The following is a 14,157-nucleotide window of genomic DNA, read 5'->3' as shown; positions in this document are numbered from 1 at the left end:
TCACAGTGCCAGATACTGGCGAATCAGTTGTTCGTCGCCGAGTTGCTCGCGGCTCAATGTCTCGACGATACGGCCCTTGTCCATCACGCAGCAGCGATTCGCGATGCGCTCGACCATGCCCATATCCTGCTCGACCAGCACGACACCGATCCCTGTGTCGTGCGCAATATGCTGCAGCGTGTCGCCGATCAGATCGACGATAGACGGTTGAATGCCTTCGGAAGGCTCGTCGAGCAGCAGGACCTTGGGCGCGCTGATCAGCGCGCGGGCAATCGCCAGCTGCTGCTGCTCTCCCCCGCTCATGGTTCCCGCCTTCTGCGTATAGCGTTTCCTGAGAATCGGAAAATAGCCGACGACCTTTTCTTTCATGCTTGCGGCGTGCGTCCGATTCGCCTGCGCGCCGACCTGCAGATTCTCGGCAACGGTCAGCGCGCCGAAGATCTCGCGCCCTTGCGGCACATAGCCGATACCGCTCTGCGCCCGGGCATACGGCTTGTGCTGGCCGATCGCATTGCCTTCCAGTCTGATTTCGCCGGCATCGAGCCTGACAAGTCCGATCAGCGCACGCATCAACGTCGTCTTGCCGACCCCGTTGCGCCCGATGAGGGCCAGCACCTCGCCGCGTCCGACGCCGAACGACACACCGTTCAGCACGCGGCCGCCGCCATATCCCGCTTCAACGTTCGACACCTCCAGCAACGCGCTCATTTCTTCTTCCCCAGATAGACTTCCGCGACGTCGTCGCGCGCGAGGATCTCATCGAGTGGCCCGTCGGCGAGCAGACTGCCGCCGTGCAGCACCGTGACGCGCGAGGCAATCTGCTTGACAAAGGTCATGTCGTGTTCGACCACCATCATCGTGAGGCCGTCTGCCGACAGGCGCTTGATGAGTTCGCCTGTCGCATGCGTCTCCTCCACCGACATACCGGCTACCGGTTCATCGAGAAACAGCAGCTTAGGGCGCAACGACACGGCCATCGCGATTTCCAGCCATTGTTTCTTGCCATGCGACAGGTTGCGCGCGAGCACGTGCTCTTCGTTTTCCAGCATGAAGCGCCGCAGCAGTTCGTCGAGACTTTCGGGCCGGTCATCCTTCGCACGGTGCAGCGACAGTTGCAGATGCTGACGCACGCTCAGATCGGGAAACACGCCGGGAATCTGGAACTTGATACTCATGCCCATGCGTATGCGCTCGTGCGGAAGCACATGGCTCATGTCCTTGCCGAGAAACATCACGCTGCCTTCGGACGGACGATGCTCGCCCGTGATGAGCTTGAAGAACGTGCTCTTGCCCGCGCCGTTCGGCCCGATCACGCAGCGAATCTCGTTGGCCTCGATACTGAAGTCGATGCCGTTGATCACATGCGCGCCGCCAAAATGTTTCTTGAGGCCGCGCGTTTCTAGCAGTGCGGTCATGACTTGCCCTCCTCCCGCTTGAGAGACGCGCCGGCGCCGCGTGAAGCGCCGGCCGTGCGGTTCGAAAGACGCCGCAGATGCCGCGTGACGAACGGCAGCAGACCTTCGGGTGCGGCCAGCACCACAATCAGCAGAATCGCACCGAGCAGGATCAGCGCGTACTGGCTGCCGTATACCGCGAGATTCTGTGAAAGCCACACGAGCAAGGCGGTGCCGATGATCGTTCCGCCGATGCTCTTTCTCCCCGACGTCGCGACCCAGATTACCGGCATCGCGGCGGCGGTGAGACCCATTGTCGACGGCGTGATGTAGGAGCCCCAGATCGTGTACAACGCACCCGACAAACCGCCCAGCGTGCAGCCGAGCACGAACACCATCAGTTGATGACGGCGGATGTCGACGCCGAGCATCTCCGCCCGTTGCGGATTCTCCCGGATAGCGATAAGGGTTAAACCGAAGGTGCCGTCGAGCAGCTTTCGCATGATCGCGTAGACCGCGATCAGAAGAAGCAGCACGAGGTAGTAAAAGCTCACGTTCTCCAGTGTAAGCGTGCCGCCCGGCCATGGAATGGTCAATTGCGGCATGCCGCCCATTCCGTTGTAGCCGTTCAGCCGTGCCTCTCCGATCGCCCACTGCGGCCCCGCCGTCTGCGACATGAAGGTTTCGAGCACGAGCGTCACCGACAACGTGACGATACCGATGAACACGCCCTTGATGCGCCCATAGAAGATCATGTAGCCGATCAGTGCCGCGGCGACGATGCTTACCGCGATGCCCGCGCCGAGCCCGAGCCACGACTCGAACCACGTGTCGCCATAGTTCAGCGTGAAGATGCCGTAGGTGTAGCCCGACAGTCCGAAGAAAGCGGTCTGTCCGAATGACAGGATGCCGCCGTAGCCCCACATTGCCGCGAGCCCGAGCGCGCTGAACGCCCACAGCAGACAGTAGGCGAGATTGCCGCTGGCGTTCGCATCGACCACAAGCGGCAAACACAGCGCCACGAGCCACGGCACCGTATGCAGCGCGCGCATTGCGTGGGTCGAAGGCCCTTTCATTGACTTCACGTCTGCCTCCTAGCGCAAGCGGGTGAAGAGATTGCCGAGACCTTGCGGCATCAGGCGGATCACGACAATGACGGTGACGAGCAGGCCGATCTGTCCGAACAGTTGCCCGTAGGAAGCCGTAAGCGCGGTCTGGATGATCGCCAGCACACCGGCCGCCGGCGTCGTGCCCGCAATCACGTTGGCCCCGCCAACCACCACGGACACGAACGCCTGCACGATGAAATTGCTGCCCATCGTCGGTACCGCCGTCATGGTCGGCGCGTAGAGCGCGCCAGTGAGGCCCGCAAGTCCCGCGCCCAACGCGAACGTCAGCGTATAGAGCCGGTCGGTGCGCAAGCCGAGGCATTGCGCGATGCTCGCGTTCTGGATCGTGGCGCGTGCGCAGACGCCGTAATTGGTTTTGAAGAACAGCAGGTAGAGCCCGAAGAGAATCGCAAGTGCGATACCGGGCAGCACCGCGCGATACGTCGAGAACGAATACTCGCCGAGCGAGAACGAACCGAACGGCGTACCGATTCCTTCGATCGACGGCCCCGCCACGAGCAACATGGTCTGCTGCACGATCAGGCTGATTGCCCACGTCGCGACGACGGAATCGAACAGACGGTCGTAAAGATGGCGAATCACCAGCCGTTCGACAATCACGCCTGCGAGCGCTGCGGCGAGCGCGCCGAACAGCATCGCGAGCGGCAGCGGCGCACCGTGCTTGGCCGTGATGATGGTCACGTAGGCGCCGCACATGATGAACTCGCCATGCGCGAGATTGATGACGCCCATCATGCCGAAGATCACCGCGAGACCGAGAGCGGCGAGCACCAGATACGCGAAGTTGTCGCCGAACTGATAGATGAGCGAATAGAGAACCGAGAGAGTGGCCATGCGTGCTCCACGTTCAGGAAACCGGCGCGGGCGCTCATACTGCAACGCCCCGCGCCGGCTTCGCATCAGGACTTCTTGGGCAGGTTCGACGGTGTGTACTGACGATGATCCGGCCTGTTCGGCAGATCGCAGCCGACTTTGCCGAGCCAGTAGGGCTGCACGTCGTCCCAGACCTTCGGAATCTCGACCGAGTGATCCTCCTTCACGTGCACCAGATAAATGGTGTGGCTCGCGTGATGGCTCTTCGGATCCATGCAGACCTTGCCTTGCTCGCCGGTCGTGCAGATGTCGCCGCTTTCGAGCGCTTTACGCACCGCGTCCTGATTCGTCGACTTGGCTTTCTCGACCGCGGCCTTGTACAGATATATCGCGTCGTACGCGTTTGCAGCTTCCTGGTTGATGTACGGCTCGTTCGGAAACTTCGCGTGGAAGCGTTTCTTGAAGTCGTTGCTCGCGGGCGAATCGACTTCTTCGACGTAGTTCGCCGTCACGTACATGTCCTTCAATGCAGGCGGTTTGAAGCGCTTGTGTTCATACGCCTGACCGACGTTCACCGAACTCGCCATCGGCAGATTCAGATGCGCCGACGCCTGCTGCTCGTAATACGACGACTGATTCGCGCCGACCAGCAACGTAACGACAAAGTCGGGCTTTGCCTTCTGGATGTTCTGAATGGTCTGGCCGAATTGCGATACCGACAGCGGAATGAATTCCTCGCCAGCCATCGTGCCGCCGTTTTCCTTGACGATATTGCGCACCCACTCGGCGGAAATCTGCCCGAAGTTGTAGTCGGCCGCGATGGTGTACACCTTCTTGCCGTACTTCTGCATCATCCACGGAATCAGCGTCGAAAACTGCTGCTCGGGCACCGCGCCGGTGACGAAGGTAGTCGTGTCGCACACGCCGCCTTCGTACTGATTGTCGTACCAGTAGAGCTGATGCGCGCGGTCCATGATCGGCCGGATCGCTTCGCGCGATGCGCTGGAGAACGCGCCGAAAATCACATCCGGCTTGTCAGTCTGCACCAGCCGTCGGGCGAGTTCCTGAAACTTCGTGTTGTCCGACTGCGTGTCGTACGCGATCAGCTTGATGGGGCGGCCGAGAATGCCTCCCTTCGCGTTGATCTCATCGACCGCGAGTTCCGTCGCGTGAATCTTCGGGATCGTAGCCAGTGCGAAGTTCCCCGACGCGTCTTCGAGCAGCCCGATCTTGACGGGATCGGCGGCGCTCGACGCGAGCGAAGTTAGTGCGAGTCCTGCGGTAAGGGCGAGACGCATCCAGCCCGACGGCTTCAGCAACATGCGGGTTCTCCAGAAAGGGGCGACAGACGTGAGCGCTAGAGCAGCGAAAAAACGCGGACAAAAAAAGCCCCCTGACGAACGGCGGGTTCGTCAGGGGGCTTCTGTGCCGGATCCTCGGGCGGACAACTTTGTCAGGCCGCGAGGGAGTGACTTGAGTCTAAAACGCCATATTTTTAATTGTCAACTGCGGACGAAAATCTGCTGCCGCGTAAGCATCAAAGCGAGAATCCGAACCGCAGCCTCGCATGCGACTTCGCCGTGGTTATCGAAAACAGCGGACAAAAGACGTTGTGGCGGCAACTCGGAATCGCACATCATGCGGAGTAAGCGGGGACAACTCGGAATCGCACATCATGCGGAGTAAGCGGGGACAACTCGCGATGCGCAATGAAATAGTCTCGATCGTTGAAGCCCCGAGCGTGGGAACTGGAGCGGCAGCCATCGATTACACGACTACGGTCATCGGTGATTCCCATACCGATGCAATTGCTTGTCGACCGTCTTCGTGAACGACGATTCGACGTCGCCCGCATGCTTCGTCGGCGTGGACTCAGATATGCGTGCCCCGCCTCAACGCTGCCATCTGCTGATCTACGAGTTCAAGAAACGCGCCGACCACAGGATTGCCTCGTGGGGTCTGCGGGTAAAGCGTGAAGCCGCGAAACCAGATCTCCGGCATGAACGGCCGGAACACGATGCGCGTCGGATCGGCATCCACGGTCGCGAGCGGATTGACGATGCCCACGCCCGCGCCGCGCGTCACGAGCGCGCAGATGGTCGCGCCGTAAGGCGTCTCGATGGCGGGCACCTGATCGGCGCCCGCCGGACGCAGCGCGCGATCGAGCGCGGCACGCGTGTCGTCCGCATAGGAAGGCAGGATGAGCCGTTCGCCTTGCAAGTCGGCCGCGCGAATCCGCCTGCGCGCCGCTAGAGCATGACTCGCCGGCAACGCGCATAGTCCCGCCAGTTCATAGAGCTCCACGCTCATCACGCCGAACGCATCCGGCGTGGTGGTCGCGAAGCCTACGTCGCAGTGTCCCGACGACACCCAGCGTTGAATCGTGCTCTCGCTGCGCATTTCGAGCGACACCGCGACGCGCGGATGCGCGTCCGCGAAGCACGCGATCACGGCAGGCAGAAACGAGAGCGCGAGAACCGGCGCTGCCACGATGCGCAGCCGTCCGCTGCCGAGCTCAAGAATCTCTCGCGCCGAATGCTGCAGTTTCTCCAGACCGACGAAGCTGCGATCCACTTCGCGATAGAACGCACTGCCCGCATCGGTGGCATGAATGCGGCCGCCATTGCGCACGAACAGCGTCAATCCCGTGGCAGCTTCCAGTTCCGCGATCAACCGGCTGATGCTCGGTTGTGATGTCCCGAGTTCCTCGGCAGCGGCCGTCATCGAACCGCGCAGCATGACCAGCCGAAACGCCTCAACCTGCCTGAGATTCATGGTTTTCTCCGGGCGTGGGCCGCGCAAACATCGGCCTAAGCCGTCAGCTTGCCATATCAGAAATGAATGGAAGCCGTTTTTGGCGCTATTTGACCGGATGATTTACGAGGGCGACACTGGACTCGAATCAACGAACAGGGTTGAGTTCATGCGTCCCGACGACTTGCTGTTTCACGAAACCTTCCGCTGCACGCCGTACTGGTGGGACGCCGCACCGCCCGAGGTGGCGCCGGAGCCTTTGCCGGCGACCGTGGACCTGGTGATCGTCGGCAGCGGATATTGTGGGCTCTCGGCCGCGGCGGAGGCCGCGAAGCACGGCGCGCGCGTCGCTGTGCTAGATGCCGCCGAGATCGGCGCGGGCGGCAGCACGCGCAGCGGGGGCATGGTGTCGAGCGGCCAGAAGCTCGCGCTGACCAACGCCATTCGCGGCGTGTCCGCCGAACGCCTGATGCGTCTGATGCAGGAGTCGATGGCGAGCTTCGACTATCTCAAGGGAATCATCCAGGACGAATCGCTCGACGCGGATCTGCGCATCACCGGCCGCTTCTTCGGCGCCTATACGCCGGCGCATTTCAACGTCCTGCGTCGCCAAGGCCAGCTGTTGCGCGATAAGACCGGCGTCACGGTGCATGTGATCGAGCGCGATGCGCAGCGCGGCATCATCGGCTCCGACTATTACTACGGCGGCATTCTCGTCGACGAATACGGCGGCCTGCATACCGCGAAATATCATCGTGCGCTGCGTCACCTCGCGCGCCGGCGCGGCGCGACGCTGCATTCGCACGCAGCGGTGCAGCGAATCGAACGAACCGGAAATACGCGCTTTCAAGTGCACACCGCGCGCGGCGTACTGGATGCGCAACAGGTGCTGATGGCGACCAACGGCTATACGGGTCCACTGCTGCCGTTCTTTTCGCGCCGCGTGTTGCCGGTCGCGAGTTATCAGATCGCCACCGAGCCGCTGCCCGAAGGCCTCATGAACGTGCTCAATCCGGGCCGCCGCATGATCAGCGATTCGAAGCGCAATCTCTTCTACACGCGCCCGTCGCCGGACGGCACGCGAATGATCTTCGGGTCGCGACCCGGCATCCGCGAGATCGACGAACGCGAGGCCGCGCGGCGGCTGTACGCGAAGCTGGTGCAATTGTGGCCCGCCCTGCGCGACGTGCGCGTCACGCATGCGTGGAAAGGCTTCGTCGCGATGACCGGGGACAGGCTCGCGCACATCGGCCAGCATGACGGCGTGCACTACGCGCTCGGTTGCAACGGCAACGGCGTAGCGCTGATGAGCTATCTCGGGCATCGCATCGGCAAACATATGGCGGGCGTCGAGCAGGATGTCGGCGCGTTTGGCGAAGGCACATTTCCCCTCTCGGTTGCGGGAATGGCCAGCACGCTGGCGGTACCCGCCGGCAGTGCGCTGTACCGGATCGGCGATATGTGGCACGGCCGCGTGCGGGAAGCGCTCTCTTGAAGCGAATACAAGCAGATTCAATCAGGAAGACGAATCATTGAAAGGAAGTACAATGATCGAGCTGAACAACGTTTCGAAGTGGTATGGCGGCAATCGCGTATTGAACGACTGCACGGCGAGCGTTGCGCGCGGTGAAGTGGTCGTGATCTGCGGGCCGTCCGGGTCCGGCAAGTCCACCCTTATCAAATCCGTCAATGGGCTTGAAGCGGTGCAAAGCGGGCAGATCGTCGTGGACGGCATCGACGTGACGGCGAAGCGCGCGAATCTTTCACGGCTACGGGCGCGCGTCGGTATGGTGTTTCAGCATTTCGAACTCTTCCCTCACCTCCCGGTGCAGCGCAACCTGATGCTCGCGCAGATGAACGTGCTCGGCCGCACGCGCGGCGAAGCCGCCGAGCGCGCCCGTTCGCTGTTGCGCCGTGTGGGTCTGAGCGGTCATGAGGACAAGTATCCGGCGCAATTGTCTGGCGGTCAGCAGCAGCGCGTGGCAATTGCACGGGCGCTTTCGATGGACCCTGTTGCCATGCTGTTCGATGAGCCGACTTCCGCGCTCGATCCCGAGATGGTCAACGAAGTGCTCGACGTGATGACCACGCTCGCGCAGGACGGAATGACCATGCTGTGCGTCACGCACGAAATGGGTTTCGCCAAGCGCGTGGCCGACCGCGTGTTGTTCATGGACCGCGGCGTCATCGTGGAAGACGACACGCGCGAAGCCTTCTTCGAGCGTCCGCGCTCCGAACGCGCGCGAGACTTTCTTTCGCGCATCCTCCATTGATCCAACCGCTGTCCAATCGAAGGGAGCCTCACCATGCGATTACTTCGTCTCGCACGCCATCTCGCCGTGGCCGCATCTTTCCTGGTCGGCGTGACGACCGCCGCCCACGCCGCCGATGACGTCGGCACATTGACGCCGGGCAAGATCGTCGCCGGCGTCGACGCGAACAACAAGCCGTACTCGTACATCGACAACGGCAAGATGACGGGCTTCGACGTCGAGCTGGTGCGCGCTATCGCTGCGAAACTCGGGCTCACGGCAGACTTTCGCGCGCAGGACTTTGCGGGCTTGCTGCCGAGCGTGGCCAATCAGCAGGTCGATCTTGCCGCGGGCTCGATCTCGATCACCAAAGAACGCCTCAAGATGGTCGATTTCTCGGAAGGCTATCTGACGGGTCTTCTGAGCGTCGGCACGCTGCCGGATAGCACCATCGGCGCGGACGTTGCATCGGTGAAGGACAAGCGCATCGGGGTCGTGCAAGGGACCATCGAGGACACGTATTCGCAGAGCTATCTGCCGGGCGCGCAGATCGTCCGCTTTCCGAATATCAACGCGGGCTTTCTCGCACTGCGCAACAAGTACATCGACGGCTACTTCATCGACAAGACCTTGCTCGAAGGGCTGCAAGGCAAATATCCGGACCTGAAACTCGCCGACAAGCTCGACATATCAGCTTCGAATCTTCCTGCCGGGTTCCCGATCCGCAAGGGCAACGCGAAGCTCGAAGCGGCGGTCAACAAGGCCATCGGCGAGCTGGTGGCCGACGGGACGTGGCTCAAGCTCTATCAGCAGTTCAATCCCGGCTATCCGAAGCCTGACCCGATGCCGCCGTATGCGATGAAGTAAGCGCGCGCCGTTGTTGCTTCGTCACGCACCGTCAAGCGCAAGGAGAGAGTCCTCATGAATGCATTCCTGCAGAACTTCCTGGATTGGCCGCTGCTCGTCGAATCGCTGCCGGCGTTGATCGGCACGGGTCTCGTGAACACGCTGATTCTGTCGGTGATCTCGACTGCGCTCGGCATCGTCGCAGGAATGGCGCTGGCGCTCTGCGCCGTGTCGCACACGCGCTGGCTGACCTGGCCCGTGCGCGTTTTCGTGGATGTCTTCCGCGGCCTGCCCGCCGCGCTGGTCATTCTCGTGGTCGGGCAAGGGCTGGCGCCGGTCGGACTCTCGTTGTTCGGGCCAAATCCGTATCCGCTTGCGATCGTGGCGCTGGCGCTGGTGTCGTCCGCGTATATCGCGGAGATATTCCGCTCGGGCATCCAGAGCGTCGGACGCCGGCAGATGTCCGCGTGTCAGGCGCTCGGTATGACGTACTGGAGCGGCATGCGCCATGTCATCGTGCCGCAGGGCGTGCGGCGCATTCTGCCCGCGCTTGCCAATCAGTTCATCTCGATCGTCAAGGATTCGAGCCTCGTGTACTTCCTCGGGCTGCTCACTTCGCAGCGTGATCTGTTCACTATCGGGCAAAACGCGGCGGTCAATACGGCCAACCTGTCGCCGCTCGTCGCGGCAGGCGCCGTGTATCTGCTCATCACCGTGCCGCTCACGCACGCGATCAATCATCTGGACCGCTGGACCAATCGCTTCATCAACCCCGCCGCGCGCCAGCAAAAGGCATCGCGCGCCGGGCGCAACGTGCGCGCTGAAGAAGCGCTGCAATCGCAAACGGCGGCCGTGGCCGAGCGTCGTCTGTAACTCTCACTTCGTTGAAAGAAACCATGGGTCCTAAAGTCGACACCGTCGCCGACGATATCAAGCTGCCAGAACGCGCCGATGTGGTCGTGATCGGCGGCGGCATCATCGGTGTATCAACGGCGCTTGCGCTGCACCAAAAAGGGCTGTCCGTCGCACTGTGCGAGAAGGGGCACATCGCGGGCGAGCAGTCGAGCCGCAACTGGGGCTGGGTGCGCGTGACAAGGCGCGATCCCCGCGAGTTTCTGCTCAGCATCGAAAGCCTCAAGATCTGGCGCACGCTCGACAGAACGCTCGGCATCGACACCGGCTTCAACCAGTGCGGCATCCTGTATGTATCGAACGATGACGCCGTGCTCGAACGTCACCGCGACTGGCTGAGGCGCGCCCGCGAGATCGCCGGCGACGATGCCTTCGACACGCGCGAAGTGGCCACGCATGAAGTCTCACACCTGCTGCCCGGCGCGACGCAGACATTCAAGGGCGGCATCTTCACGCCGGGCGATGCCCGCGCAGAACCGCAAAAGGCCGCGCCCGCCATCGCCAATGCGCTGCGGCGCAAGGGCGTCAGCATTCTCACGCCGTGCGCGGTGCGCGGCATCGAGACGAGCGGCGGGCGCGCGAGCGCCGTCGTCACCGAACATGGGACGATTCGCTGCGATGCGGTTGTCGTAGCGGGCGGCGCATGGACGCGCTATTTCTGCGGCAACCTGGGCGTCGAGTTGCCGCAACTGCTCACGCGTGCGTCCGTGCTGCGCACCGAACCGCTCGAAGGCGGCCCCACGTGCAGCGCCAACAACGAGGAATTTGCGTTTCGCAAGCGCGCGGACGGCGGCTACACGGTCGCATACGGCTTGCGCACGCACGCTGATCTGACGCCCGATTCATTCCGCCTCTTCTTTAAATACATTGAAGCATTGAAGAGCCAGATGGGCGCGCTGCAGATTCAGATCGGCAAGCGTTTTTTCGACGAACTCAAGCGGCCGCGCCGCTGGGCGCTCAACGAATCGACGGTTTTCGAACATGTTCGTACGCTCGATCCTGACCCCGTGGTGCCATACGTCGACAAGGGTCTCAAGGCGTTCACCGAAGCGTTTCCGCAGTTGTCGGGCGCGCGCATCGCGCAGCGGTGGGCCGGCTACATCGACGTGACGCCGGACGCGATCCCCGTCATCTCCGAAGTCGCACGCGTGCCGGGCATGTTCATCGGCACCGGTTTCTCGGGACACGGCTTCGGAATCGGGCCGGGCGCGGGCCGGCTGATGGCCGACCTCGTCAACGGCGACGCACCGCTCGTCGACCCGCACGCGTTCCGTCTTGGGCGCTTCAGCGACGGCTCGAAGATCACGATCGACGCGGGATTCTGATGAGCGAGGACCGAATGCACATGGAATTGCACCTGGACAAAGTGGCGATGGTGTCGGGCGCGAGCCGCGGCATCGGACGCGAGATTGCGCTGGAACTGGCGCGGCGCGGTTATAGGCTGTCGCTCGGTCTGCGCAATATGCACGCTTACGATGGCGTGCCCGATGCGTTCCTGCATCCCTACGAGGCCCGCGATCCCTACGCCGCCCGCGCCTGGGTGGATGCGACGATCGCGCGCTTCGGGCGCATCGACGTGCTGGTGAGTAACGCGGGCATCTGCCGCATGATCGACTTCGATACGGGCACGGATGCGCTCTTGACCGAGACCTTCGAGATCAATGTAAATGCACCCTTCCGGCTGGTGCAGGCGGCGCTGCCGCATTTGCGCCGCGCGGGAAGCGGACGTTTCGTGCAGCTTGCGTCGCTCTCCGGCAAACGGGTGAAGAACCTGAACGTCGGCTATCAGATGTCGAAGCACGCGATGTTGGCGCTCACCCATGCGGTGCGCCGCGCGGGTTGGGACGATGGCGTGCGGGCGACCGCGGTATGCCCCGGCTTCGTGAATACCGACATGGCCGCCGGCATCGCCGATATCGAACCGATGGCGATGACGCAGCCGCAAGACCTGGCACTTCTGATGGTGAATACCATCGAATTGCCGAATACGACGAGCGTGGCGGAACTGCTGGTTAATTGCCGCTATGAGGAGACGCTTTAGCGGGCGCCTGCGCCTTCTTGAGCTGAAGCAAGGTCAGTCTTCGACTGATGAAGCCGGCATCGCCTGCGGTTCGACACGGGCCGCGGTGCAGTCCTCGTCAGTTCGCCGTGCCTTCGTAGCCGAGACCGGTCAGTCGCCAGCCAAAGCGGTGGAACGGCTTCGCCTAAAAGCAGCCAGATTCATGATCGAGCAGGGCCGCCACACAGTTAACCCGGCGGTGCAGGAAACGGGTTTTGCGGATCGGGAATGTAGGCGCCGCGCGTTCCTCGGAACGTTTGGCGTGCCCGCAGATGCCCCGCGCAGGAGCGTCCGCCGGGGGGGGCCGGCGACCGGCAACTGAAGCCGCTCTGTGCATCGTGCTTGTCTACGCGCGGCGCGCCCTAATACGGCTGATGCCTGAGCGAAGCAGACGGTCGAATGTCAGCTTTGCAACTACGGCGACCGTCCGGGATTGGCCGAGATGGAATGGACACCGCCCTCCCTTCGGGGAAGTGGCCATGATTGAGGGCCTCCAGAACCGAACGGCATCAATGTGCCAAAGTGGAGTTGCAACACAACCACTTGAAGGAACGGAGGAATGGAATGAGCGCCTCCCACCCGTGAGAGGTAGGAGTTGAAGGCAGAAAGGTGGGCCCTCACGGGGCGACGGCATCAAAGTGCCCAAAACGGAAGATCATAGAGATTTTCCAGAGCCAAGCCGGAGGAATGGAATGAGCGCCTCCCACCCGTGAGAGGTAGGAGTTGAAGGCAGAAAGGTGGGCCCTCACGGGGCGACGGCATCAAAGTGCCCAAAACGGAAGATCATAGAGATTTTCCAGAGCCAAGCCGGAGGACCCTCATGAAGCTTACGCCCGTTGGGATCGACATTGCAAAGAACGTCATGCAGATGCACTACGTGGATGAAGGGACCGGGGAGGTTGTGAACAAGCCGATCAAACGTGCGCAGTTCCTCGAGTATTTCGCGAATCGCGCGCCGTGCCTGATCGGGATGGAGGCTTGCGGCGGTGCGCATCACTGGGCACGGCAACTCACGAAGATGGGCCATCAGGTGAAGCTGATGCCGGCGCAATTCGTGAAAGCGTTCAACATTCGCAATAAGAACGATGCAGCGGACGCGCGGGCGATCTGGCTGGCGGTGCAGCAACCAAGCAAGCCTGTCGCGGTAAAGACAGAGATGCAGCAGGCGATGCTGGCGCTCCACCGGACGCGAGAACGAATGGTGGCGTTCCGCACGATGCAGATTAACGGGCTGCGCGGAATGCTGACCGAATACGGCGAAGTGATGGGCAAGGGCCGGGCCGCTATAACGAAGGCGATACCGGAAGTACTTGCACGGGTCGCAGATCGGTTGCCCGCGGTACTCATCGATACCTTGCGCGAGCAGTGGAACCGGGTCGCGGAGTTGGACGAACAGATTGCCCGTATCGAGCGGCGAATGCGGGAATGGAAGAAAGACGATCGCGCGGTGAAGGCGATCAGCGAGATTCCAGGCGTGGGATTGCTGACGGCGACGGCGGCAGTCGCGATGATGGGCGACGTGAAGGCATTTAGATCCGGTCGCGAGTTCGCTGCGTGGGTCGGGTTGGTACCGAAGCAAACCGGGTCGGGCGGCAAGGTAAACCTGCACGGGATCAGTAAGCTCGGCGATACATATCTGCGCACGCTGCTGATTCACGGTGCGCGCAGCGTGTTGACGAATGCAAAGGAGCCCGGCCCGTGGATCGAGCAAATGAAGAAGCGGCGACCGTTGAACGTGGTGATTGTCGCGTTGGCCAACAAGATGGCGCGAACGATCTGGGCAGTACTGGCTCACGATCGACCGTACCAGAAAGGATACGTGAGCGCGAAACCGGCATGACCGGTTAGCCCGGCACAGAAGGTAACGTTTAACACAGGGTGAACGCTGAAGGTTGCGCGGGCAACGTATGTGATGACAAGACAGGTCGGACCGGGACTTGCTAAACCTGGATTTGGGGCAGAGCTTCGAGCTCGCCGGAGGAATGAGGTGCGAGTCA

At 62.1% G+C, this 14,157-nt stretch carries 13 protein-coding genes and 1 pseudogene; 8 read left to right on the top strand and 6 right to left on the bottom strand.

Features of this window, described 5'->3' with window-relative positions; genetic code table 11:
- The 6 genes from BGRAMDRAFT_RS23645 to BGRAMDRAFT_RS23620 all read right to left on the bottom strand — a co-directional run bounded on the left by BGRAMDRAFT_RS23645 (position 1) and on the right by BGRAMDRAFT_RS23620 (position 6,112).
- Positions 1 to 708, bottom strand: a complete 708-nt coding sequence (locus BGRAMDRAFT_RS23645) for an ABC transporter ATP-binding protein (protein WP_006051376.1) — start codon at positions 706 to 708, stop codon at positions 1 to 3.
- A complete protein-coding gene (locus BGRAMDRAFT_RS23640; RefSeq protein ID WP_006051375.1) occupies positions 705 to 1,415 on the bottom strand; it encodes an ABC transporter ATP-binding protein in 711 nt (236 codons plus the stop codon). The genes BGRAMDRAFT_RS23645 and BGRAMDRAFT_RS23640 overlap by 4 nt, the downstream gene beginning before the upstream one ends.
- On the bottom strand, positions 1,412 to 2,470 hold the full coding sequence (locus BGRAMDRAFT_RS23635) for an ABC transporter permease subunit (RefSeq protein ID WP_044021787.1): 1,059 nt from the start codon (positions 2,468 to 2,470) through the stop codon (positions 1,412 to 1,414). Before BGRAMDRAFT_RS23635 ends, BGRAMDRAFT_RS23640 begins: the two co-directional genes overlap by 4 nt.
- Before the next feature lie 18 nt (positions 2,471 to 2,488).
- The gene (locus tag BGRAMDRAFT_RS23630) at positions 2,489 to 3,358 is read right to left on the bottom strand and encodes an ABC transporter permease subunit (RefSeq protein ID WP_006051373.1); all 870 of its coding nucleotides are present in this window, start codon (positions 3,356 to 3,358) and stop codon (positions 2,489 to 2,491) included.
- Positions 3,359 to 3,423: 65 nt separating this feature from the next.
- Positions 3,424 to 4,659, bottom strand: a complete 1,236-nt coding sequence (locus BGRAMDRAFT_RS23625) for an urea ABC transporter substrate-binding protein (RefSeq protein WP_006051372.1) — start codon at positions 4,657 to 4,659, stop codon at positions 3,424 to 3,426.
- A gap of 550 nt (positions 4,660 to 5,209) precedes the next feature.
- Complete coding sequence (locus tag BGRAMDRAFT_RS23620; RefSeq protein WP_006051371.1) at positions 5,210 to 6,112, bottom strand: LysR substrate-binding domain-containing protein; 903 nt, start codon at positions 6,110 to 6,112, stop codon at positions 5,210 to 5,212.
- A gap of 148 nt (positions 6,113 to 6,260) precedes the next feature.
- On the opposite strand from BGRAMDRAFT_RS23620, the gene BGRAMDRAFT_RS23615 reads away from it, so the two are divergent.
- The 8 genes and pseudogenes from BGRAMDRAFT_RS23615 to BGRAMDRAFT_RS23585 all read left to right on the top strand — a co-directional run bounded on the left by BGRAMDRAFT_RS23615 (position 6,261) and on the right by BGRAMDRAFT_RS23585 (position 14,000).
- A complete protein-coding gene (locus BGRAMDRAFT_RS23615) occupies positions 6,261 to 7,586 on the top strand; it encodes an NAD(P)/FAD-dependent oxidoreductase (RefSeq protein WP_044021813.1) in 1,326 nt (441 codons plus the stop codon).
- 52 nt (positions 7,587 to 7,638) lie between these two features.
- Complete coding sequence (locus tag BGRAMDRAFT_RS23610; RefSeq protein WP_006051369.1) at positions 7,639 to 8,364, top strand: amino acid ABC transporter ATP-binding protein; 726 nt, start codon at positions 7,639 to 7,641, stop codon at positions 8,362 to 8,364.
- Between the two features lie 33 nt (positions 8,365 to 8,397).
- Positions 8,398 to 9,210 (top strand): substrate-binding periplasmic protein, encoded by an 813-nt coding sequence (locus tag BGRAMDRAFT_RS23605; RefSeq protein ID WP_006051368.1) that lies wholly within the window; start codon positions 8,398 to 8,400, stop codon positions 9,208 to 9,210.
- 54 nt (positions 9,211 to 9,264) lie between these two features.
- Positions 9,265 to 10,062 carry an amino acid ABC transporter permease gene (locus BGRAMDRAFT_RS23600; RefSeq protein ID WP_006051367.1) on the top strand — a complete coding sequence of 266 codons (798 nt, stop codon included), beginning with the start codon at positions 9,265 to 9,267 and terminating at the stop codon, positions 10,060 to 10,062.
- A gap of 23 nt (positions 10,063 to 10,085) precedes the next feature.
- Positions 10,086 to 11,426 carry an NAD(P)/FAD-dependent oxidoreductase gene (locus BGRAMDRAFT_RS23595; protein ID WP_006051366.1) on the top strand — a complete coding sequence of 447 codons (1,341 nt, stop codon included), beginning with the start codon at positions 10,086 to 10,088 and terminating at the stop codon, positions 11,424 to 11,426.
- 20 nt (positions 11,427 to 11,446) lie between these two features.
- Positions 11,447 to 12,142 (top strand): SDR family NAD(P)-dependent oxidoreductase, encoded by a 696-nt coding sequence (locus BGRAMDRAFT_RS23590; protein WP_175130977.1) that lies wholly within the window; start codon positions 11,447 to 11,449, stop codon positions 12,140 to 12,142.
- Positions 12,143 to 12,231: 89 nt separating this feature from the next.
- Positions 12,232 to 12,482: pseudogene (locus BGRAMDRAFT_RS33890) on the top strand (helix-turn-helix domain-containing protein); the annotation flags it as partial.
- A gap of 498 nt (positions 12,483 to 12,980) precedes the next feature.
- Positions 12,981 to 14,000 (top strand): IS110 family RNA-guided transposase, encoded by a 1,020-nt coding sequence (locus BGRAMDRAFT_RS23585; RefSeq protein ID WP_006051364.1) that lies wholly within the window; start codon positions 12,981 to 12,983, stop codon positions 13,998 to 14,000.
- Positions 14,001 to 14,157 lie beyond the last annotated feature (157 nt).

It is taken from the genome of Paraburkholderia graminis C4D1M (assembly GCF_000172415.1).
Taxonomy (GTDB): domain Bacteria; phylum Pseudomonadota; class Gammaproteobacteria; order Burkholderiales; family Burkholderiaceae; genus Paraburkholderia; species Paraburkholderia graminis.
Note: the sequence above shows the minus strand (reverse complement) of the source record. Positions and strands in the feature narration are given on the sequence as shown.

Excerpts from the sequence above, each read along its gene's own strand:
- BGRAMDRAFT_RS23615 (WP_044021813.1), top strand. The coding sequence starts at position 6,261 with ATGCGTCCCGACGACTTGCTGTTTCACGAAACCTTCCGCTGCACGCCG.
- BGRAMDRAFT_RS23590 (WP_175130977.1), top strand. The coding sequence starts at position 11,447 with ATGGAATTGCACCTGGACAAAGTGGCGATGGTGTCGGGCGCGAGCCGC.
- BGRAMDRAFT_RS23605 (WP_006051368.1), top strand. The coding sequence starts at position 8,398 with ATGCGATTACTTCGTCTCGCACGCCATCTCGCCGTGGCCGCATCTTTC.
- BGRAMDRAFT_RS23635 (WP_044021787.1), bottom strand. The coding sequence starts at position 2,470 with ATGAAAGGGCCTTCGACCCACGCAATGCGCGCGCTGCATACGGTGCCG.
- BGRAMDRAFT_RS23600 (WP_006051367.1), top strand. The coding sequence starts at position 9,265 with ATGAATGCATTCCTGCAGAACTTCCTGGATTGGCCGCTGCTCGTCGAA.
- BGRAMDRAFT_RS23585 (WP_006051364.1), top strand. The coding sequence starts at position 12,981 with ATGAAGCTTACGCCCGTTGGGATCGACATTGCAAAGAACGTCATGCAG.
- BGRAMDRAFT_RS23630 (WP_006051373.1), bottom strand. The coding sequence starts at position 3,358 with ATGGCCACTCTCTCGGTTCTCTATTCGCTCATCTATCAGTTCGGCGAC.
- BGRAMDRAFT_RS23620 (WP_006051371.1), bottom strand. The coding sequence starts at position 6,112 with ATGAATCTCAGGCAGGTTGAGGCGTTTCGGCTGGTCATGCTGCGCGGT.
- BGRAMDRAFT_RS23610 (WP_006051369.1), top strand. The coding sequence starts at position 7,639 with ATGATCGAGCTGAACAACGTTTCGAAGTGGTATGGCGGCAATCGCGTA.
- BGRAMDRAFT_RS23645 (WP_006051376.1), bottom strand. The coding sequence starts at position 708 with ATGAGCGCGTTGCTGGAGGTGTCGAACGTTGAAGCGGGATATGGCGGC.
- BGRAMDRAFT_RS23625 (WP_006051372.1), bottom strand. The coding sequence starts at position 4,659 with ATGTTGCTGAAGCCGTCGGGCTGGATGCGTCTCGCCCTTACCGCAGGA.
- BGRAMDRAFT_RS23640 (WP_006051375.1), bottom strand. The coding sequence starts at position 1,415 with ATGACCGCACTGCTAGAAACGCGCGGCCTCAAGAAACATTTTGGCGGC.
- BGRAMDRAFT_RS23595 (WP_006051366.1), top strand. The coding sequence starts at position 10,086 with ATGGGTCCTAAAGTCGACACCGTCGCCGACGATATCAAGCTGCCAGAA.